At 49.1% G+C, this 22,480-nt stretch carries 18 protein-coding genes; 3 read left to right on the top strand and 15 right to left on the bottom strand.

Going from position 1 to position 22,480, the window contains the following annotated elements; all coding sequences use genetic code 11:
* Nucleotides 1-320: 320 nt before the first annotated feature.
* The 5 genes from LQ229_RS11940 to LQ229_RS11920 form a co-directional block, all read right to left on the bottom strand.
* A complete protein-coding gene (locus LQ229_RS11940) occupies nt 321-653 on the bottom strand; it encodes an AzlD domain-containing protein (RefSeq protein WP_230191827.1) in 333 nt (110 codons plus the stop codon).
* A complete protein-coding gene (locus tag LQ229_RS11935; protein WP_230191826.1) occupies nt 644-1,372 on the bottom strand; it encodes an AzlC family ABC transporter permease in 729 nt (242 codons plus the stop codon). The genes LQ229_RS11940 and LQ229_RS11935 overlap by 10 nt, the downstream gene beginning before the upstream one ends.
* The gene (locus LQ229_RS11930) at nt 1,369-2,190 is read right to left on the bottom strand and encodes a helix-turn-helix domain-containing protein (protein WP_230191825.1); all 822 of its coding nucleotides are present in this window, start codon (nt 2,188-2,190) and stop codon (nt 1,369-1,371) included. Before LQ229_RS11930 ends, LQ229_RS11935 begins: the two co-directional genes overlap by 4 nt.
* 229 nt (nt 2,191-2,419) lie before the next feature.
* On the bottom strand, nt 2,420-5,602 hold the full coding sequence (locus LQ229_RS11925) for a bifunctional cytochrome P450/NADPH--P450 reductase (RefSeq protein WP_230191824.1): 3,183 nt from the start codon (nt 5,600-5,602) through the stop codon (nt 2,420-2,422).
* Between the two features lie 164 nt (nt 5,603-5,766).
* Nucleotides 5,767-6,333, bottom strand: coding sequence for a 50S ribosomal protein L25 (locus LQ229_RS11920; protein WP_230191823.1), 567 nt, complete (start codon nt 6,331-6,333; stop codon nt 5,767-5,769).
* Between the two features lie 311 nt (nt 6,334-6,644).
* Between LQ229_RS11920 and LQ229_RS11915 the strand changes: the two genes are divergently transcribed.
* A complete protein-coding gene (locus LQ229_RS11915) occupies nt 6,645-7,340 on the top strand; it encodes a Crp/Fnr family transcriptional regulator (protein WP_230191822.1) in 696 nt (231 codons plus the stop codon).
* A gap of 66 nt (nt 7,341-7,406) precedes the next feature.
* On the opposite strand, the gene ric is transcribed toward LQ229_RS11915, so the two are convergent.
* Nucleotides 7,407-8,114, bottom strand: coding sequence for an iron-sulfur cluster repair di-iron protein (gene ric, locus LQ229_RS11910; protein WP_230191821.1), 708 nt, complete (start codon nt 8,112-8,114; stop codon nt 7,407-7,409).
* 204 nt (nt 8,115-8,318) lie between these two features.
* Between ric and LQ229_RS11905 the strand changes: the two genes are divergently transcribed.
* A complete protein-coding gene (locus tag LQ229_RS11905) occupies nt 8,319-9,185 on the top strand; it encodes an alpha/beta hydrolase (RefSeq protein WP_230191820.1) in 867 nt (288 codons plus the stop codon).
* A gap of 134 nt (nt 9,186-9,319) precedes the next feature.
* Here the strand turns inward: LQ229_RS11905 and LQ229_RS11900 are convergent, their stop codons facing one another.
* The 9 genes from LQ229_RS11900 to LQ229_RS11860 form a co-directional block, all read right to left on the bottom strand.
* Nucleotides 9,320-11,911: an FtsX-like permease family protein gene (locus tag LQ229_RS11900; RefSeq protein WP_230191819.1), complete on the bottom strand. Its 2,592-nt coding sequence runs from the start codon at nt 11,909-11,911 to the stop codon at nt 9,320-9,322.
* The gene (locus LQ229_RS11895) at nt 11,908-12,591 is read right to left on the bottom strand and encodes an ABC transporter ATP-binding protein (protein WP_230191818.1); all 684 of its coding nucleotides are present in this window, start codon (nt 12,589-12,591) and stop codon (nt 11,908-11,910) included. Before LQ229_RS11895 ends, LQ229_RS11900 begins: the two co-directional genes overlap by 4 nt.
* A gap of 94 nt (nt 12,592-12,685) precedes the next feature.
* Nucleotides 12,686-13,687 carry a HAMP domain-containing sensor histidine kinase gene (locus LQ229_RS11890; protein ID WP_230191817.1) on the bottom strand — a complete coding sequence of 334 codons (1,002 nt, stop codon included), beginning with the start codon at nt 13,685-13,687 and terminating at the stop codon, nt 12,686-12,688.
* Entirely contained in the window at nt 13,688-14,371 is a 684-nt protein-coding gene (locus LQ229_RS11885) for a response regulator transcription factor (RefSeq protein WP_230191816.1), read from the bottom strand.
* A 535-nt stretch (nt 14,372-14,906) separates the two neighbouring features.
* The gene (locus tag LQ229_RS11880; RefSeq protein WP_230191900.1) at nt 14,907-16,694 is read right to left on the bottom strand and encodes a S9 family peptidase; all 1,788 of its coding nucleotides are present in this window, start codon (nt 16,692-16,694) and stop codon (nt 14,907-14,909) included.
* Nucleotides 16,695-17,144: 450 nt separating this feature from the next.
* Nucleotides 17,145-17,459: an NUDIX domain-containing protein gene (locus LQ229_RS11875; protein ID WP_356710588.1), complete on the bottom strand. Its 315-nt coding sequence runs from the start codon at nt 17,457-17,459 to the stop codon at nt 17,145-17,147.
* 112 nt (nt 17,460-17,571) lie between these two features.
* On the bottom strand, nt 17,572-18,048 hold the full coding sequence (locus LQ229_RS11870) for a (2Fe-2S)-binding protein (RefSeq protein ID WP_230191815.1): 477 nt from the start codon (nt 18,046-18,048) through the stop codon (nt 17,572-17,574).
* Nucleotides 18,035-18,883 carry an FAD binding domain-containing protein gene (locus LQ229_RS11865; protein ID WP_230191814.1) on the bottom strand — a complete coding sequence of 283 codons (849 nt, stop codon included), beginning with the start codon at nt 18,881-18,883 and terminating at the stop codon, nt 18,035-18,037. The genes LQ229_RS11870 and LQ229_RS11865 overlap by 14 nt, the downstream gene beginning before the upstream one ends.
* On the bottom strand, nt 18,880-21,204 hold the full coding sequence (locus tag LQ229_RS11860; RefSeq protein WP_230191813.1) for a xanthine dehydrogenase family protein molybdopterin-binding subunit: 2,325 nt from the start codon (nt 21,202-21,204) through the stop codon (nt 18,880-18,882). Before LQ229_RS11860 ends, LQ229_RS11865 begins: the two co-directional genes overlap by 4 nt.
* A gap of 154 nt (nt 21,205-21,358) precedes the next feature.
* Between LQ229_RS11860 and LQ229_RS11855 the strand changes: the two genes are divergently transcribed.
* The gene (locus LQ229_RS11855; protein ID WP_230191812.1) at nt 21,359-22,393 is read left to right on the top strand and encodes an XdhC family protein; all 1,035 of its coding nucleotides are present in this window, start codon (nt 21,359-21,361) and stop codon (nt 22,391-22,393) included.
* The last annotated feature ends 87 nt before the right edge of the window (nt 22,394-22,480 follow it).

The raw sequence follows: 22,480 nt of genomic DNA, 5'->3' as shown, positions 1-22,480 counted from the left end.
ATAAAAAAATCCGAGCTGAACACAACTCGGATTGGGTGTATAACGATAGGCAGCCCTAAGGTTTGAATATATCCGCTGTTCTTAACTAATTCCGAAGCCTTCAAATGCCCATGACAAAATAAACCATGCTATTCCAGCATTTGGTCCCTAGGACGGTTGAAAACTTCAAGTATGGAATTTAATTAGTTAAGAACGACCCCGGACATCAAGTTCTCCCCTTAGTAAAAATTGGTTTTATTATACTACACGCCATCGGAATAGTCAAGTCAGTCGGTTGGGTTGGTGTTATTGGCAGTTGGATTTCGTCTTCAGGAACATCGTTACGAAACAAACGGCGATATATAACGCAACAGCATCAATGCCGCAATCCCTGTCAATACCGTAGCGAGCAAACTTCTGGTAAAAAAAGCGACGGCAAACGCCGGTAGAGCAGCGATCACCCCAGTAGGCGACGGCGAGAAGGAGCCATTCGATACGAGCAGTTCCTGCGCCAATAATGCGGACATAACGGCAATCGGAATATGCTGAAGCCAACGGAGCGCCCAATTCGGCAAACGAATCCGGCTTAGCACAAGAAGCGGCAGCACTCTTGGTACCAAAGTAACAAGCGATGCTCCCAAAAGCATCCAGAGAAAACTCCATCTTACTTCCATTTCTCGACCCACACTCCTATACTAGCAGCGATGATGATGGCGATTAGCACTCCGGCGCTTCCGGATACGTAAACCGTTCCTGCGACCGCTATTACAACCGCACTGATCGCTACAAGAAGATCAACACGATACTTGGAACGTTCCATCAGTTGCAACATGAATAAGCCGATGAACATGGCGGGCAAAGCGAAATCCAGACCGAACTTTTCCGGCGTAGCGATCCACTGTCCGAAAATCCCTCCCGCCACATTAGCGACCAACCAGTTGATGTAACCGGTAAGATTTAACCCGGACATCCACTGATAGCTTCCCTTCGACTTTCCAGACAGCCGGGTAGCGGCGACGCCAAACGTTTCGTCCGTTAGCAAGGCTCCGATCGAGACGTTTTGCCAAACAGGGAGATGTCGAAAATAAGGGGCCATGGCCGCGCTCATCAACAAATGGCGCAAATTGACAAAGAATACGGTAAAAATAATGGCTGTTGCCGGGGTGCTCGCCACCATCATTCCGGCAGCGATAAACTGAGCCGACCCGGCATACAACAATAAAGACATCAGAGCGATTTCGGCCAAGGACATACCGGCAGTTTTCTCCACCACACCGGCAGCAAATCCGATGCTCAAATAACCTAACACCGTAGGCAAGCAATCTTTCACACCTTGCATAAAACTTTCGTCGTTGCTTACCCTGCGATCCAAGGCAGCTTCCTTCTCTCTCATGATTCCTCCTCATCGAACCGTTTTCCCGTCACGACATGGATCAAATCGGGGTGGTTTCGCCAGAGGTCGTCTAACTTCTCAGGACCGTACCGGGCCGTAATTTCCTCGATCATGATGTCATGACGAATATATTCTGTCGCCACCAATACAAGTACCGGGTCGTGTGTCTTGACCGCCCAAGAGGTGGATTCATCGGAAAAATTGGCGATCAATACCTCTTCTCCGTCACGAGCTACTATCGTCAAATGGCCGCCTGTGCGATCTTTGACGACGTCCGGTGTCATGTAATCATGATGAAACGTTGCCCCGATTTTCGCTTCCGGCGCCCCGAAGAGGACGGAGAAGACATGAACTCCTTCCCGTAGATTTCGTTCTATCGACTCTTGAATCACCGGAATCTGCGGTTCCCAGACGGAAAGCCATAACTCCTTTTCGGCCCTTGCAATCATCTCTCCCATTTCCTGCAAAACCAGATCGTCGCTGCGGATATGCCAGATCACATCCATTTCCCGTTCCCGCTGCAGCATCGTCAGCTTTTTCTCCAAATAGGAAAACGACTGATCGAATTGCTTCCTCAACCGGTCGATTAATTCCTCAGCGGGCACGGGGGAGTATTTTACCGGTTCGGAAGGCACAAGATGTACGGCGCCTTTGTCCATCAGTTTGCCCAGCACCTCGTAAATCATGGAACGGGGCACGCCGGATCGCTTGCTGATTTCATACCCCGTTACCGGATGAACCTTGAGCAAACCGACATAGGCTTTGCATTCGTACGGCGAAAAGCCAAGCTTTTGCAATTCCTTGAAAATGTCCTCCATTATTTCACGTCCGATCGATTTAGTTTGTTTTCAAATTGAACCTCTTAAGAACCATACCTCATCGGAGTTATATCACTAACTACTTAAAATGAGCGGAAGAAAAACGGTTCAACAAGACGTGAACCGTTCGTTCGGCTGCCCTCTGACAACACACCCGGATATAAGTAGTTATATTACTACCTACTATAATTCGTTCATTTCAAAATGTCAAACGAGAATGCGACAAGATTTAAATGCCCGTCCAAACATCTTTCACATAACTTCCATTGGACTGCAGATTTCTCAACCATGTTTCCGCTTCCTGTTTGTCAACTCGATGTACGGATTGATAGGCGTTCTGCAACTCATTCTCCACATCCGGAGCCATTTTACTGCCGTCCCCGCACACGTAAAGCCGTCCGCCGCCGTCAAGAATTCGGATTATTTCCGCTGCATGGTTCGCCATCAAATGTTGCACGTAAGTTTTAGGTACGCCTTCCTTACGGGAAAATGCCGTATGAAGCGTAACCACCCCGTCTCTTTCATATTGTTCAAGCTCTTCACGGTATATATAGTCTGTTTCGTTCCTACAGCCAAAGTAGAGATGGGCTTCGCCCAGCGATTTTCCTTCGCGCTTCATGATTGCGCGAGCTTGCAGAAAACCGCGGAAAGGCGCTACCCCCGTCCCCGGCCCCACCATAATGATAGGGGTCTGCGAATCTTCAGGGAGTTGGAATCCGGATTCCGGCGTGCGGACGAACGCGACAATATCGTCTCCCGGATTGCGTTCCGCCAAATAATTCGAGGCCACGCCGCGATATTCTCCCCGCCCGCTCCAAGCCCGACCGCGGACTACGCCTACCGTAATGCTGGCACGTTCTTTGTCCATCCGAGGGGAACTTGATATCGAATAATATCTGGGTTTTAACGGAGGCAACAGTTCCAGAAACTTCTCAAACGGAATTTCGCACGCTTCGTATTTTTCTACTAGGTCAAGCATTGTAATCCGTTTCTTCAAAATCTGCTCTTCGTACGTCCCCTCCTCTAACAAGGCTTCCAATTCGCGTTTATGCGGGGGACAAACCGTGTAAGCGGCTGCTTCGCGTATTTGGGCGCGAGTTGCCGCTTCTTGCAACTCTACGTTATGGCTAAGCAGGTCGTAGAGCGATACAGGTCGTTCTAATGGCAGATGGGATGCGCTCACTCCGCTTGCTGTCAAAATCACTTGATCCTTTTCCCGCAAACCAAACCGTCGCACAATGCGGTCGATATTCTCTTTCCTGTTGCTTGGGAAGACTCCAAGATGATCGACCTCCTGATACGCAACCCCGTCCGGCAACTCGATCTTGATATGCCGTGTGCTTCTTTCACTGCCAGACTGCTGAAGTTCGCGATTTTCCACGATCGTTGCGTGAACCGCTTCGTACGATTGAGCGAGAGGAGTCTCTGCCAAGCCGCTGACAAATTGAATATTCAGCGTACTCCGTTCTTTTTCCGCATTTTCGTTCAATTTCAAATCGAATGTTTGCATCGCATCGGTCCACATTTGACGTTTCCACTCTTCAAGCAGCTTTTCGAAGTCTCCGCTCGCATCGGCTTCACCGCGCAGAGAGAATCTTGTCGCTCCTTTCTCGGCGAGCTGCTCGTCAATGAATCTCGGTACCTCCTGATACGTAGAGGACCAGTTGCGGTCCCCGCAGCCAAATACCGAATAATGAACACCCCGAAGCTCATCCGGTCCGGCCTGTTCCAACCATTGAACGAATTGCCGCGCGTTGCTCGGCGGTTTGCCGTTATAAGAAGAGGTGACGATTAATAGAGCGCCTTCCTTTGGCAAATGGCCTAAACGATCATTCAGTGTTGCCGCTTCGCTTCGTATGCCGTGCAAACGGGCAAGGTCCGCCAATTCTTTGGCAATTCGTTCCGCCGTTCCCATATTCGAACCGTAAAGAACGAGCAGCGGTCTATTGTTCACTCCGATCACAGAAGCTTTTGGCATTGGATTGTCAAGGCTGGGGGTATTGGCAAGGTCTTCTTTCGGCTTCATTGGATACGGAGTGATTGGTGTCTTATCTCGTAATTGGACACGCAGTTGAAAGTCGTCCGGCTTCAGCGTCAGTGTTTGTTTTACCTTCAACTGATAGTTCAAATGATCGATCAATTCAAATTTCTGAAGGATCATACCGAGAACCAATGTCGCTTCGTGAAGTGCAAACTGCATGCCGATGCAAGCTCGCTGTCCATTCCCAAAGGGTTTGTATGCATGGTTCGGAACTTTACCGGGGTCTTCAAAGCGTTCAGGCCGGAATTGTTCCGCATCATCCCCCCATGCTCCTTGATCCCGATGAAGCTTGGGCAAAATAATCGAAACGACCTCCCCTTTCTTGATTGCATACTTTCCTCCAATCATTGTGTCTTCCTTAGCGAACAGACTAAATTGAGGAGCGGTTGGCCATAAACGTAAAGATTCGTTTAAAATCATTCTTACATATTTAAGTTTCAGAACTTGCTCATAGGTCGGCAATGGCTCCGTAAGTACTTCATCCACCTCAGCGTAAGCTTTTTTCAAAACCTCCGGGTGTTTGATTAAAAAGTAAATCGCAAATGACAATAATCCGCTTGTCGTTTCATGACCGGCGATCAGGAAAGTGATCATTTGGTATCGAATATTCCGATCGTCCAATGGTTCTCCGGTCTCGGGATCTTTGGCGGTCAGCATTCTGGCGAGCAAATCGGTTTCTCCCTGATCCCCGCTTGCCTTACGCTCTGCAATGATTTTATCCGCCAAGCTGAACATGGAATGAATATCGCGCTCGTACTGACGTTTTGTTTTGATCAGCAGCATGTTTTGAATGTGTAATCTGCTGCCGAAATGCATGGCTTCGTCCAGGGCGCGAACCATGCTCACAATAAAAGGATTCGGTGTTTCTCTGTAGAAACTGTTGAAACGATAATTAAATCCGCATAAGCCAATGGTATCTAGAGTGAGCCGCGTCATATCGTCCGGAACGTCGATACTTTCGTCCGGATTCAACCGCGCCCATTTTTGCACAAGCTGCAGCGCGATATCTGTCATCATATCGTGATACCCCTTCATTGCTTGTTGGCTGAATGAAGGCATCAGAATATTATGCGCTTTGTTCCAATTCGGTTCTTCCGTCAGGCTTGTGAAGAGGCCGTCTCCGGCAAAATCACGCACCTTTAATAAATGGCCTATGGCTTTGTCGAAACGCGATTCATCGCAAACATCGGCCACTAAGTCAGGTCCGGAGACGATAATAACAGATCTTTCCAATACCTCGAATCGAAAAATAGGACCGTACTCATCAGCAAGTTTACAGAAAGACAACGTGGGCGAATCCTTATCAATTAAGGGAACGTTTCCGAGAACGCCATATGTTTTGGGTTGGGGAATCGGCATTGGTTTTTCCATAAAGAACTCCTCTTTTACATATTTGAACCGGGCAACCCGCGCTCTTTAGCTAATATTCCCAAAAATCCGACAACAATAATGGATGAAATAAAAAGCAAGCCCGCGCATAACGCACGAGCCTGCTGCTATCATTTACCCGACAAACGCCGGACATTTATATTCAATTAGGATTCGACCTTCTCCAATACCGGATGAACGACGGAAACCAGCAATTCGTCGGCAGGAGATACTAACGCGATGCCGTCAGGAAGCGTCAACTGTTCCGCTATGATGCTGTCGCCGATGTCCAGTCCGCTAATATCGACGCTGACGGAAGGCGGCAGCTTGCCCGGCAGTCCTTCCACTTCGATTTGCGTGCCTTGGGTCTGTACAATGCCGCCTTTTTTCGCGCCATGGGCCGTGCCTATATATTCTACAGGTATTTTGGTGCGCACCGCCTGATCCATCTGAACTTGCAAAAAGTCCACATGCAGCACATCCTTCGAAACGGGATCGCGCTGAATTCCTTCCAATAAAACGGGGATCGTGCCCGCGCCGGCTACTTCTAAATGGATGAGTCCGGAATCTCCTTTTTTCAACCATTTCGTAAAATCTTTGGCCGAAATGTGGATCGATTCGGTGTTTGTTCGTTTCCCGAATATTGCGCCCGGAAGCCTGCCCTTTTCCCGCAACTGCCGCAGGCCGGAACGCGTTAAATGTGTTCTTTTCTCCGCCGTAAATGTCGTACTCACAATCATCATCTCCTCGATTTCATGATTTTCAACAGGACATGTCCGACAAGATATCTTCCTCCCAAAGGCTACATGTCATCACCGCCTCCATACGTTGTTGGATAGACATTTAATGTAAAAAGCCTAAAATATGCGTGAAAGGCACCCCGCTCTGTCCAAGCGAAATGCCTTCTTACGATCCACCATACCATAAATGGTATCGGATATCAAATTTACCTAATATTTTCTTAGAACTGTTCGAGCTTTCCACCTTCCTCGATCCGTATGTTACAATGAAAGGTATATAAAAACCGCTTGCCGGGAGGCCTTTCATGAAACAGGATCAAAGCTTGACAGCGTTACAATCATTCCCCCTATTCCAGGATTTGTCGGAAGAGGAACTTGAACGAATCTATCCTATTGCCATTTTGCGCTCCTATCATAAGAAATCGGTCATTTTCCACGAAGGGGCCGATAAAGAAGCGATTTATTTCATATGCAACGGCCTCGTCAAAACTTACAAAACCGATGCGAACGGGCATGAGAATATCGTATCGTTTCTGAAAGAAGGGGATATGTTCCCCCATACGGCCTTTTTCGATCCGCATCCCTATCCCGCGACCGCCGAAACGCTCGTCGACAGTACGTTGATTGCGATCCCTTTGGGGGCGTTCGAACAAACGATCCTCTCCATCCCCGCTCTTGCCGTCAACATTTTCAAGTTAATGGGAGAGAAGATTCGCGAACTGCAGGAAACCATTCAGCACATCACCGGCAAAGACGTGCACAATCGTTTCATTTCCTTCCTGTTGAAACTGGCGGATCGCTACGGCGAGGAAAAGGACGGCATGATTACGATTCCAATGCCGATGACGAACTTGGAACTGGCCAATGCGATCGGAACGACGCGCGAAACGATCAATCGATTGTTAAACCAATTGCGGAAAGAGCGCGTGATTCGCATGAAGACTCACGAGCTGATCATCGTCGATTATGAAGCGCTGTCGCAGATGAACCAGTCGCCTTAAGCAAAAAACGGGATGTCCGGGCCCCATGATGTCGGCCTCAAACATCCCCTTGCCCCTTGCGCGATTTTATGCTTCCGCTTCAATCCTGGGAAACAAAATGTTGTTCTCGAGATGGATGTGCTGATACATATCCGATTCGAGTTCTTCCAGCTTGTGAAATGTTAGCGTATAGGTTCTGCATGCTTGCTCCGGCAAGCGGTATTGCTCTGTAACGGCCCTCATTTCCTTCAGCAATTCTCCGGCATATTCATGTTCCGACTCCAGCTTATCGATTGCATCGACCGCTTCCCTAAGCGTTTGTTGCGAGCCCGTTGCTTCGTATTCTCGAATCTTCGGAAAAATCGTCGTTTCCTCGGAAATCAGATGCTGCTCCAACTCCATTTTCAGCTCATGGAACAGCTTATGGAGTGCGGTCAATTCGGGATGGCCCGCCCCGTGAACGCGCAATATTTTCGTCACAAACTCGCTGAGCAGCGGCAGTTCTTTGTTCAAGTAGGCATGATGCGTATGGATGACATGATCGATCAACTCGCCGTAAGGAACATGGCGCCAATCCCGGTTCGGGTCCGGCTGCTGCCGGGCTAACCGATACGCTTCGTTCAGTTGACCGAGGAACTCTTCTTCATGAAGGTCCCGCTGCCGCAGCGCGGCGGACAACTGACGGTCGCCCCCGCAACAGAAATCGATTCGATATTGTTTGAACAAGTTGCTAGCGCCTGGAAATTCGGCGACAATGTCGCCGATCTTATCGGTTCCGTCGAACACTCGGTTCATTTCCACCAACCTCCTATATATGGCTTATAACCTTGTAAGTCGATTATAAGGAGGATGGACCGGCAACCTTGTGAGCCGCATCACATTTGTACAAAAACTTATTTCACAACTCGCAGGTACCCCGAAATTTATGTAAAAAGAGATTGAAATAAACAATAGTTGTATAATAGAATTAATGTCAACAATTGGAGAGGAGAAACGGTTTTGAAAACCACTCATATTTACAAGCGTACGAAGCAGGGGGCTGCCATTCGCGCGGATGTTTACAATCGAGGCAAAGGCTCGCCCGTGCTTCTCTATTTTCACGGCGGCGGCTTCATCTTCGGGGATCGGAATTGGCTGCCCCGGGAGCAAATCGACTATTTCACGCAGGAAGGATTCAGTATCATCAGTTTCGATTACCGCTTGGCGCCGGAAACGAAACTTGAGCAGATCGTCGAAGACTTGAAGGACGCGTTGAACTGGGCAAGGCATACTGCAATTCCGGACTATCAGTTCCATCCGGACAAAGTAGCCGTCATCGGGAGCTCGGCCGGAGCTTACTTAAGCCTGCTGGCAGGAACGATGGCCGTCAAGCCGTTGGCCGTTATCTCCCTTTACGGTTATGGCGATATCGCGGGGGATTGGATTGCTTCCCCAAGCGAACATTACCGCCGGAAACCGATCGTCGCCCAAGCGGATGCGTACCGGGCGATTGGCGAAACGGAGATATCCGAAGGTCCTTGGGCGCGTTTCCAATTTTATTTATTTTGCAGACAGCACGGTGTTTGGTTATCCGAAGTGACCGGATTCGATGCCATACAAAAACCGGAGTTGCTGATGCAATACTGTCCGCTCTCCACTCTCAATTCGCAATTCCCCCCAACATTGCTGCTTCACGGAGACCGGGACACCGACGTTCCCCTTGAGCAATCGATCGCCTTCCATGAGAAACTTAAGGAATTGGGCGTGCCTAGCAAGCTTATCGTGATCAAGGACGGCGAGCATGTATTCGATCAGGATTTCGCGAATCCCCAGGTAAAGAGAGCATTCGAGGAGATCGTTCTTTTTCTCCGGGAACGGATGGACTGACAGCGAATTCGAAGTTATCATTCGCGACATCGCCTCAACCATAGAAAAGAACCTATCATCCACACGCGGATGATAGGTTCTTTAGACGTTAAAGGTATCTCCGGGATAGAAATACAATTTGACAGGCTTATCTTCTATATACTCTCCTGCTTCAATGCATCAATGATGTTTTCCTTTTTTACTTTCGCGCTGGAATATAACATGGCGAAACTAACGATGACCAAGACGGCGGCAATGGCAGAAAGTACGCTCATCCACGGAAAGGCGAATCCGTAGGTAAATTTGTTCGTTAATGTCTTGTAGATCGCATACATCACGACAAAGCTGATTGGCAGCCCGAACAGCAACGACTTGATCCCATAAAAAATGCTTTCGTAGTTCATCATTTTCGCGAAGCCGCGCGGCGTCATTCCAACGGATTTCAGCATCGCAAATTCCCGTTTTCGAAGGGCGATGCCCGTCGATATCGTATTAAAAATATTTGCAATGGAAATCGCCGAAATTAAGACGATAAAGCCGTACGAAAAGACGGACATCAATAGTATCTTTTGTTCTTCCTGTCTTCTGGATTGATGCAAATTGTAAAGGTACAGATTCGGCTCTTTCATTTCTTCGATTTCCTGTTGCGTTTTCATCGGATCCGTACTTTTCAGATAGAGATATGTCCCAATGTCGGCCATCCCCTTGGAATCTGCCAGTCGATTCATAACTCGTTCCGAAACGACGATATTCAATCCGCCGACTCCGATCGGATTCTTTCCCATAGGAAATTGATCCGTCAAGGCTGCAACGGTCAGTTGGACTCCCTCCGTCTCATCTACCGTCTCCGCCTCGAAAGCCGTTACATCGATACTTTGGCCTGCCTTCGCGTGAATGGCTTTCGTTTGTACATATTTTTCCGTATCCATATCCCGATATTGGATCGTATCCAATACGATGGCAGCGGGGCGATCCGGATCCGTCAGCTGTTCGTAATCCGCGCCGACCGCTTTGGCGTAAGCTTGCAGATTCGAATCGTTTAATGCATGGATCTTCAGATTATAAGGATATTTTCCGTCTTTAAGCATGCTCTTGTCCTTCTTTATTTTCTCCCGCAGTTCATCGGCAACAGACGCTGCCGGAATCCAGGCCTCCATGTACAACTCGCGAATCAAGCTGTATTCCGTTACATCGGGCAGAGATACGATAGATTGCACTAACCGATCGTCAATACTTTTTTCATTGCCGTACGCCACTTGAATATCGAAATTGACGCCTTCCTGCGAGAGCAGCAGGGATTGTTTGAAGTTGGCGGTAAAAAACGATACCGCTAAAAACAGAACGATACTGATGACGAGCGAAAATACGGTCGCTTGGTACCTCCGTTTGTTCCTTTTTAAATTTTTCAATCCGATCTCCGCTTCAATTCCGAAGAGCTTGCGAATGAATCTCGATGTTTTCACCGCTTTCCCCGTAAGCTTCACATCGGTTGTTTGCCGAATCGCGTCAATGGCGGAAATTTTGGATGCTTTGACGGCCGGGAGATACGTCGAAATGAAAATCGTCAGCATCGAAACGACACACGCAATCAGAAGGGATAACGGCGTGACGACGACCGTTAACTTTTCCGTAATTCCCAATGCCCCTTGAATAATCGAGTTAATGAACCAGAAGGTAACCCCAATCCCGACAAGGCCGCATATGATTCCAATCGGAATGCTGATTATCCCGATGACGGCCCCTTCGAAGAACACTGAATTTCTCTTCTGCCTTTTCGTAGCCCCTACGCTTGCAAGCATTCCCAAATGACGGGAACGTTCCGAGACGGAAATCGCAAAAGCGTTATAGATCAAGGAAACCGAACCGATCATAATAACCGCCATAATGATGGCCGATAAAGAAAACAGCGTGCTTTGCAACACTTCGCTTTTGACCGCGCCGTAATAGTGAAGCAAATCGTAATTATATTGGACGGAGTCGATGTTATTGTTCTGTGCCAATTGTTCCGCATGAGCGAACAAGGTGCGATTGACTTTTTGCAAGACAACCGCCGCATCGACCCGATCGTTTGCCCCCATGATCTTTTCATCCACATAGCTGATGATCGTATATCCCGGAGCCCATGCCGGTTCCCACACGGGACGTTTCATAGTGCCGACTATCGTGTAATCCCTTGCCTTTATATTTTCCAACGTTTCCGTTAATTTACCGTCGACCGCATGCAGCGGCTCGGTTTGATCCAGCGGATGATCCTTGCTTTCGATGAATCGCTCGCCGACTTGCAGGGACAGACGATCGCCGATTTCGTATTTCACCTTGGCGTTCGCCGCAACGGCCTCTGAGACGACGACTTCCTCGTTTGTTTGCGGGAGGCGCCCCTCAATCAATTCAACCGGGAATTGCGCGAAACCTTGGGCATTATACTCCTTGACGAACAAATACGGTTTGTTGATGCTCTGCCCGCCTTCCAAAAGGGCATAGCCAAGATCGTTTGTGATCGCAACGGCTTTGGTTGCGTCATCGTTTCGAATCGCGGCAAGCTGTTCCTTGTTTACATCTTGGTACAGGACATGCCATTCCCCTCGATCCGCGATGGACTGCCTTTTCATTAAATCCAAAAAAGAAAAGCCAAGCGTGGCAACCGCCGTCACCATGGCAACCGAAATAATGACGCCTATGATGGTGACTAGCGTTCGTCTTTTGTTCTCCTTCAAATGTCTGACAGTAAGTTTATTGACAATATTCATGGACGAATCACCTCGTCTTTGGCAATCCTTCCGTCTTCGATCGAAATGACCCGGTCGGCTTGCAAAGCGATTCGTTCGTCATGAGTAATCACAATCAAGGTCTGATGATAGGTTTTATTCAACATTTTTAATAGGTCGACGATCTCGCGGCTGTTCTTGCTGTCCAAATTCCCGGTCGGCTCGTCCGCCAGCATGATGGCGGGATTGGCGATAAGCGCTCTGCCGATCGACACCCGCTGCTGCTGTCCGCCGGATAATTGATTCGGCAGATGGTGCAAACGTTGCTGCAGATTCAACGTCTTCACGAGGCCGTCCAACTGCTTCTTATCGACCTTTTGATTATCAAGCAAGAGCGGCAGCGTCATATTCTCTTCCACCGTCAAGACGGGAATCAGATTATAGAACTGGTAAATCAAGCCGATTTGCCTGCGCCGGAAGATGGCAAGCTGCGTTTCGTCCAGATGATACATGTCCGTATCCTCAACGAAGACTTTGCCGCCGGTCGGCCGATCCACGCCGCCCAACATATGCAGAAGCGTCGATTTCCCCGATCCGGACGGGCCGATAATGGCGACGAATTCGCCTTTGCGCACCGTGAATGACACGTCGTCAAGCGCCTTTACCGCCGATTCGCCCTTCCCGTATATTTTAGACAGATGTTCTATTCTTAAAATTTCCACTGTAAAACCTCCATAGTATTGCTGATGGATATCATTATATCTGTCTAAAATGACTTTCAAGTGACTGGGAAGATGACAATTTAGTCACTCACGGTTAAATCACTTGTTTATAAAATTTAATCCGAAACTGCGTGCCCTTCTCGCTGTCGCTCGTCACATCGACTACTCCGTTCTGGCTTGCAATAATACTGTGGGCCATCGCCAGACCGATGCCAATGCTGCCTTCGCCGGCATTCTTCCCTTTATAAAAACGTTTAAAAATATAGGGCAAATCTTCTTTGGGAATGCCTTTCCCGTTATCGGCAATGACCAATTCCGTAAACAGCGCGTTTTCGGAATAAGAAATGGCGATCGCTCCGCCTTCCTCCGTGTGCTCTACAGCGTTTTTCAAGATATTGATGACCGCTTCGGCAGTCCAATTGAAGTCGCCGACAAAAGCGGCGGCGTCATCGCCCTGGATCGAAACCGTTTGTTCTTTAATCTCCATCGGAATCGAAACCGGTTCTAATGCCTTTCGGATAAGCTCTGTTACCTTTACTTGATCCTTTTTGAACGGAACGGTCCCCGCGTCGATTTTCGATAGTTTTAATAAGGATGAAACAAGCCAATCGATTCGTTCAAGCTGAATGCGAATATTGTGGGTGAACTCCGTTCTTTTGGCTGGAGGCAAGTGAGGGTCGCTTAACAAATCCGCCATCACCGTCATGGAGGTAAGCGGCGTTTTGAGCTGGTGGGATATATCGGAAATGGCATCCGTCAGTTGAATTTTGTCTTGCTGCAACAGCGATCGATGCTCCGAGAGCATAAGCGTCACTTTATAGATATCATTCTTCAAAATGCTAAGCTCGCCTTCTTGATTATCGCGAACGTCGAGGGAATCGTTGCCGCTGCTAATTTCACGCAAATAGAAGGACAATTTCGCGAGTTCGCGATATCTCCATCTGGTGAATATCAAGCTGCTTCCAATAAGCAACACAGACGCGACGAACACGAGCGCCGCGGCAACCGGCGAAATAAAGGCCGCAGCCACAATCGCCGCCAGGCCGATCGAACACATGAGCAGCAATACAATTTGAATCTCGCGATTGCGCAGCATCTAATCACCGACCTTATATCCTAGTCCGCGCACGGTTTTGATCAATGTCGGATGTTGCGGATCATCCTCCAGCTTTTCCCTCAGCCTTTTGATATAAACCGTTAGCGTATTGTCATTAACGAAGTCCCCCGCCACATCCCAAATCTGCTCTAATAGCTGACTTCTTGAGAGAACCTGTCCCATATGGTTGCCGAAGATCAGCAATAAGCGATACTCTAAAGCGGTCAATGCAATTTCAGCGCCGTTTTTATACACTTTCCCTTCCAGCGTATGAATGCGGATATGGTCTATATCAATGATCGCTTTGGTTTGCGACGGCTTATGGTATCTCCGCAAGACGGACTTGATCCGCGAGAGAAGCTCGCGAATGCGAAAGGGCTTGGTAATATAATCGTCGGCCCCCATATCGAGCCCCATCACGACATTGACCTCATCGTCGATCACCGTTAAAAAAATGACCGGTATATCCCTTTGCTCTTTCACCATTTTGCATAATTCATACCCGCTTCCATCCGGAAGCGATAAATCAAACAAACATAAAGCGAATTGATCGATGTCTTCGGCGAGCACCTTCCTGGCGGATTCGACATCATGGCAAAGAACGGTAGAAAAGTGGTCTTGCTGCAATGAATATTCAAGACCGGACGCAATCGTTCGATCATCTTCCACTAATAAAATTTTCATTTGCGGATCATCCTTACTAGATTTGCTTGTAAGATTCAGTCTTCCATCTTCGCTTCGACATTATAACACAATTCATATGAATTTCTCGCGGTTGAAGAGTCAAATGCCTCGCCCAACGAATCTCAGAACCGCTATTGCCGCAAAAACGATGCCATTTCAAATCTAGCGAAACTCAGGAGCGTTATCAGTGCGAAATCCTGCTCCATCACCTTCTATTTTGGTCAATAGCGATTCCTAGTTTCCTTAGAAAATATAGAAAGTCCATCTTGCCTGAATAGCGATACTGTGTTTCGTATGCAGACCAAAACTCGATGAAAATGGTTAATTCCCGATCGTATGTTGAACCGAAAGCTTCCGGCCGGATTCGTTTGCAATCCAATCAATCGTAATTCTTGCTACATTTGAGCGTCTGATTCTTGCAGTATCCGTATAAGCATCGATTCAGCTCCTTTTTCCCAGCAAACCATGAACATTCGAAAGCCCACCTTCGGCGGAAACCTGGGGTGGGCTTTTACTTTCTCTTGTAGTCGCTAAGCTACGCGCCGCTGCGGGCACTGAAGAAAGCGAGGATCCTCTGGTAGACCGCGATTTCGTTCTCTTTTTTCGAGAAACCGTGACCTTCGTCCTCCAGCAGCATATATTCGACATCCCGGCCTTTGTCCCGGAGCGCTTTCACGATTTGATCGGATTCCGCTTTCACGACCCGCGGGTCGTTCGCCCCTTGAATAACGAGCATCGGTTTGGTCATATTCTCTAAATAAGTGATCGGAGAAAATTCGATAAGCTTCTCTCTGTCCCGCTCCGGGTTCCCTACCCATTGGTCCAACGCCGGCTTCCAATCTTCCGGAACGGACTCGATGAACGAGAACAGATCGGACGGTCCGAATATATCGACAACCGCCTTGAAGTAATCCGCATGGCGGCCATGCAAGAGAAGAGCCATGTACCCGCCGAAGCTTCCGCCCATCAATAAAATATTGCCTTTTTCCGCATATCCGTTATCAATTAGCCAATCCAGGCCGGCGACGTTGTCGAGCCGCGGTCCATACCCCCAATCTCCTTCCACCATCTTCATGAATTTCAGTCCATAATCGGATGAACCGCGGAAGTTCGGGGCGAAGATGCTGTACCCATGGTTCAGGAAAAACTGGAACGAAGCCCGGAAAAACTTCCGTTCCGACGCCTGCGGGCCGCCGTGAGGCCAGAAGATAATTTCGCCGTTGTCGTTTTCTTTTTTGGCTCTGAAAAATAAGGCTTCGATCTCCAAACCGTCAAAAGAGGTGTAAGTCACGGTGTCGGGCTCCACCAATTCGTCCTGATCGATGCCGGGAACGTTGTATTTCGTCAATTGCACCCATTCCCCGTCTGCCAGCCTGTAAATGTTATGAGGTTTCGTCGCGCTCCGCCCCAACACATACAGCGTACCCGACGGAGCCGTCACGAGCTTGTCGATCACGCTGCAAGGAGCCGGAAGCTCGTTCCATTCCCCGGTATGAATGTCATATGTATACAAACGGTCTTCGACGCCGCGTTCGCCGACCAGGTAGAGCATCTGTTGTTCCTTATTGAATCTCAGACTTCCCAAGCTTTCGTTTTCAAGCGCTTTGACCTTGCGGAATGCCTTCGTCTCCAAATCGAACGACGCTAAGTAGGCAAAATCGGAATCGTAATTGGTTGTCAGATAAACGAGCGAATCCGAAACGAACGTACCGCCGTCTACCATATGCTGCTTATCGGTCGGCGGCGTCAGCAAAATGTCCTCACCCTCGTGGCAGGCGTACATAAGCGTATGCGTGTTGGCGAAGTGTCTGTAGTACAGGAACGACGTTTCGTCCGGACTCAACTCCGTCAAAAACGTCGCCCCTTCCTTTCCTTCCAGCACGATCTCTTCCCGGCACGACTCGATATCTTTGCAATACGCGTTTAAAAATTTGGGATTGTCCTTGGCCGATGTGTAATAGATCTTGCTGCCGTCCTCGGATAAAATCGGCGAGAAGTTGCGGGTATTTTCATGGTATACGATCGGTTTCATCGTCCCACCCTGCGGCGGAACCGCGTAGAACTGCGCATTCTCGTCGCCGTCCCGATCGAAACCTGCAACGATAAAACGGCCTTTTTTGTCGTACAGCAGCGCATGGCAACTTTGGTCGACGAAGGTGAGCGGATAAGGAAACGTATTCGGCAAATTCATCGCCCACAGATTATATTTGCCGCTCAAATTGGTGCTGAACACGAGCTGTCTCTCGTCCGGGCTAACCGCGAAATCCTGAATCGCGAGCGTCCGAAGAAATTGCCCGGCATCGGGTTTCGGAAAAAATACCATATAGAGCACTCCCTTTCGTTTATATTCGTTGATATGCCGCATGTTATTCAAATATTCTTGTTATCAATTTATCTGTTCCTTTTCACGCCGACACTTGTCCACAAACAATTGTACTTCATCCCACTTTTTTTTGTTAACGGATTTTGAAGGCCTTATTTTGTCCATTAGCGCTGTTTTGGCGGAGTTAGCGGATTTTGAGGGCGCTATTTTGCCGAAACTTCCCAAAACCGAGCATTCTCAGGCCGATCGCGACATGTTAACGGTTCGAAAATCCGTTAATTCCAAAAAATCGACTTGAATTTGAAAAATAAGACCTTGGCAATCCGTTATTTTCATAGGCCCTGCCTCCCAGCTAGCAGATTTCATGTCACGCTAATGCAGAAGGCGGCAAAAAATTGGATCAAGGCATCCCGTTGAACTGTCCGATCCAAGATCCAAGCATTCACCTAATTAAACATCAAAATGGGTTCTGTTGTCTTGCTTTGATGTAAATATTGTCCCCGGATAACGGTTCGCCATTGGCGGTATGTGCTCTTCGGAAAAGTACTGCAACTCCTTCATTTCTTCATTATTCGGACTCAACTCTCCGCCTATAACCTTGCAATCGAAAACGATGCTTATGTATTCTACTTGATGTCCGTTCCCATACGTATACCTGTATTCTTCCCCGCCGTAAATCCCTATAATTCGTTCCGGACGTATCATTAAGCCGGTTTCTTCTTTCACCTCCCTCATGATACCTTGTGCGGGAGTTTCACCAGCAATTATATCATCTAGTCTACCTACTGGTCATGCACCTATAGTCATTCCGCGCCGCCGAATTTTTCTTTTTTTGATCCACGCGAGAGCTTTTCCTCAATTGAAATGAATAGTCGGATCATTGCTGTCCCAATGCGGCTTGAGCGGCAGCCAACGCTGCCTTGACGGCATCCTCGATTTCTTTATATCCCGTGCAGCGGCATATATTCGACTCGAGCCACTCTTTTATGATCATGTCGTCCGCGTAAGGATATTTATGGATCAAAGCATTGGCATTCATAATGAAACCGGGCGTACAATATCCGCATTGAAAAGCGAATTTATCGACGAATTGCGATTGCAAGGACGTATATTTCAGACCTTCCACCGTCGTGATGCTGGCGCCTTCCGCTTCAACGGCCAGCATCAAGCAAGATTTCATTGGCATTCCGTCCATGTCGATCGTGCAGGAACCGCAATCTCCATTCAGGCATCCGGGCTTGGCGCCGGTCAGACCCAGCTTCTCCCGGAGCGCATATAACAACGTATCGGCGTTCCTTACAAAGACGGAGCGGTATTCTCCATTAACATGCAAAGTAATTTCAGCAGTGTGCATGCGCTTCTCCTCCCAGTATCTGCAAAATATCCAGCAGCGTATTTTTCAATACAAATAGGCGGTATTCCGGAGTCCCTTCCGCATCGTTCGAGATGGGCCCGGGCACATGTTGAACAGCCCGCTCGATTCTCTCTTCCTCATTCATCCGGCTATCGTTTAAAATCTCCTCCATCTGTTCGTTGCGGAAAGGAAAAGGACATATTCCGCTGAATGCCATGCGGATCTTGTCGTCTTTTTTAAGCGCTGCGGCCGTAATCAAAGGGTAACCGACGCTCCATTGTCTCCGTCTTTTTACACTATAATAAGGCAACTCAAGATCGTCCGCTTGCGTAATAAGCTGAATCACGAGTTCCCCGTCTTCCAGACGCGGACGTCCGTCGAAAATCGAATTCAACGGAACGTTCCTTCTACCGCTTCTCCCCTCAATGACGATTTCAGTATCCGCGATCAGAAGCGGAAGCGCAGCTTCCCGATAATGAATTTGACCGCATAAGTTGCCGCCCAAGGTAATCTTGTTTCGCGCCGTATGATCGGCTATTTCGCTAACCGTTTGGCCCAGCAGCGGGAAAAGGTTCGACTCCCGGAGTCTTGTAAGAGAAACGGCCGCTCCCATGATCAATTGATTATGCCGAAGTTCCAGCGTCTGGCATTCCGCAATGCCTTTCATGTCGATTACGGCGTCCGTATAAGTTTCATGCACTCTGCCAAGCGTAATGATTTCCGTCCCGCCGGCATAGTAAAGAGGGCGCTTTCCCTGCTCCCTCAAGGACCAATACAACCGGACCGCTTCCTCTGCAGTCGACGGTTTATAATAGGCGAAGTCATAGGGGATCATCCCGCACCTCCTTCTCGTTTCGTCTTCCAGATCAACTCCGGAACGAGAGGCAGCTTGTTCAGTTGTACGCCGGCAGCGACCGACAGAGCGTTGGCCAGCGCCGCAGGCATTCCGATCAAGCCGTGCTCGCCTAAGCCGCGTGCGCCAAACGGTGCATCCTTATGGGGAGTTTCCACGAATTCCACGACATACTCCGGGTGCTCGCCATATCGGGGCGGGACGTAGTTGCGCAGCTGCGGATTAAGAATTTTGCCCTGACTGTCGAAGATGAACGTCTCTCTGCCCGCAAATCCGAGCCCCATATTCATGGCGCCCATAACTTGCCCGACCGCCCCTTTATGATTCAATATTTTCCCGCAGTCGATCACGGAATAAGCCTTAACAATGCGGTAATTATAATCTCTTGTATCGAACTCAATTTCTACTCCTTGAGCTCCTACCGTCCATTCCGGCCCCGGCTTTCCGGCTCCGGTCCCGCGGTCCAGATGCGTCATATGCCTGAACATGAAGTTGCCTTGCGCCATTACCTGTCCGCCGATCGCATTGCCGTTCGGATGCTTGTAGCCGTAAGCGATATCGGCGATCTTGCAATAGAGGGCAGGCTCGTCCCTTACATATACTTTACCGTATCCAACCTCCAATTCGTCGGGAGAACAAACCAATACGCGCGAAGCGATATCCTTCAACTGCCGGATGAGATCTTCCGCCGCTTGCAAAGCCGCTCTCCCCGCCATGTAGGTGCCTCTGCTTGCGACAGTCTTCCAGTGTTCCGGCATCGTCTGGGTATCGACCTCCATGCGGACATGAATTTGACTGACATCCATCTTCATTTTTTCAGCGACCATTTGCGCAAGAACCGTTTTCGTCCCTGTGCCGATTTCGACGACGCCCGACAGCAGGTTCAAGCTGCCGTCCGGGTTGTATGTCAGAACGACTCCGGAGCTTGCGTTCGTCTCAATCGTCGAAGTTTTCCATATACAACCGATGCCCTTGGCACGCACTTTTCTCGCATCGATTTGAATGAGCCTTCCTTCGTCCCAATTCATCAAAGCCTTCAGCTTTCTGACGCATTCGGGCAAATTCCCTACATTGCTGTCATTCAAAGCGACTTGCGTCGGTGTCGTATGGCCGGGAAGAATGGCGTTTTTCTCCCTCAACTCGAGGGGATCCATGCCCAGTTTCTCGGCAAGCATATCCATGGTTCGTTCGAACGCAAACAATACTTCGGAATGGCTGAACCCCCTATATGCGGTTGCATAGGGGTGATTGGTATAGACACAGAGCGAATCGCACCAAATGTTGTCGATAGAATAGGGTCCCGTGCAAGATACGGCGGCGGCGCGGCTGATCGTCGCCCCTTTATCCGAATAGGCTCCGGTATCGAACAAGTAAAACAGTTTGGCGGCTTTTAATTTACCGTCTCTTGTGCTGCCCAGCTTGACTGTCGCCTCAAGTCCGATATGAACGGGAGACGCAATCATGTCTTCTTCCCGCTCGTTGAATATTTTTACGGGCCTCCCGCCGGCCGCTTTGGAAGCCAAATACGCAATGATCTCCAACTGGGTAGGTACCTTTCCCCCGTATGCGCCGCCGACAAGAGGCGCGGTCACCGTAATCTTCCCGGCATCCAGTTTAAAATATTCGCTCATCAACTTCTTAATCATATACGGCGCCTGGGAAGAAGAGGAGATGAGAATATGGCCGTCCGGACGAATTTCCGCAGTTGCGCACCGGGTTTCCATGGCGGCATGATCGGAAGGAGCGAACGAGAAACGGGCTTCCACCGTCACTTCGCTTTCCTGCCAGCCAATCTCCATATTGCCTTTGCGTATTTTGATCCGGTCTGCAATGTTGGTATTCGGTTCCGGATACACATGCTGGATCTTGGCATAATGCGCCAAGTTCTCATGAACGAGCGGAGCGCTTGTGCTTATTGCATCAGACGGACAATTGACGACATGCAAAGGCTCGTAACGGACCGATATCAACTCGGCAGCCCTCTTGGCCAAGTAAGGGGTGTCGGCGACGACGACCGCAACAGGCTCGCCATGATAGCGAACTTTACGGTATGCGATCGGCGGGCGATCGTGAATTTCCTCGCCGGTAAGCGGAAAATCCGCTTGTCCCGTAATAATGGCGCGTACGCCGGGAGACTTGCTCGCCTCCAATGTATCGATAGATAGAATCCTCGCATGGGCATGCGGACTGATGACCAGTTTCGCATGCAGCATCGCCGGATTCAGGTAATCGTCCGTATATTTCGCTGCGCCGGTCACCTTCTCCAGCGCTTCTTTTCTGTAAATGCTGTCTCCTATCGTCATTCGGCCGACCTCTTGTCAATTTTTGGAACACTCTGATTGCATGGTATTTTACTCAATATATCCAAGATTATTCAGACGCCCTGTGCTCGATTAGCCGAAATTGCAATTGGATATATTGTATAAGGATACCTTTCTCAATCGAGGTGCATGCGACGTGGGAGACCAATACTGCATATTGGACGCGATGACCAATACCAACGGCAGGGCCATGCTGGCCACCATTATTCGGGTGGAAGGCTCAGCGTACCGCAAAGAGGGAACGATGATGCTGCTTACGGAAGATGGTAAGAGATATGGGATCTTAAGCGGCGGATGCTTGGAAGACGATCTTGCGGAAAGAGCCCCTCGGTTAAGGATAGAAAATGTTTCCCAAACCTTGGTATACGATCTGAGCTCGGAGGACGATTTGTCCTGGGGACAAGGAAACGGCTGTAACGGTACCATCCATGTTCTCATGGAGCCGGTGAATGAAGAGCTGACGGAGCATTTTGCGCTTGTGCGCCGCGAACTGAATGAAGGAAGGACCGTGCTTCACGTCAAGAGGCTTTCCGACCGGGGAACGGTTACGGATTATCTGTTTCATTCCGGGAATAATCGGTGGTTTGGCCAATGGAGCGGCGCGGTTCCGAACGATTTGAACCGGTTCATTCCACACCGAAAGGCCGGTTGGGCGGAAAGAATGGAACCCTCGGAGCGGTTCTTTATCCAACGGTTCGAGCCTAAGCCGCGGCTTATCATTTTCGGCGCCGGTCCGGACGCCAAGCCCCTTGCCGACTTTGCCTCCAGAGCCGGTTTCCGCGTTGTCGTTGCCGATTGGCGTCCGGCCCTTTGCAATAACGTTCGTTTTCCGGAAGCGAAGGAATGGGTCACCGGTTTGCCGGAGGAGATTGCGGCCGATTATCCGTTCTCGGAACGCGATTCCGTGATTGTGATGACACACCATTTTCAGAAGGATCGACAAATTATCCATGCTTTACGGTTGCGAAAACTGCAGTATATCGGATTATTAGGATCGAAAGAACGAACCCGGCGATTGCTCGGAGGAGATGTCCCAAGCTGGCTCCATTCGCCCGTAGGCCTGCCCATTGGAGCCGAAGGCCCGGATGAGATTGCGATCAGCATACTTGCGGATGTCATCAGAGTCTCTCGTCTAAGTCCAGCGGTAAGATGTCAAGTCCCTGATTCTTGAGAATTGGAAATTTTCTTGGCCGTAAAGCAAGGGAGTCAGGGAAAATGACAGCACCAAACTAAACCCAGCCCGAAAATCAAGTCATTT

It is taken from the genome of Paenibacillus sp. CECT 9249, assembly GCF_918697855.1.
GTDB lineage: Bacteria > Bacillota > Bacilli > Paenibacillales > Paenibacillaceae > MSJ-34.
The sequence above is the reverse complement of the archived record's forward strand: the minus strand, read 5'-3'. Positions and strand labels throughout refer to the sequence as shown.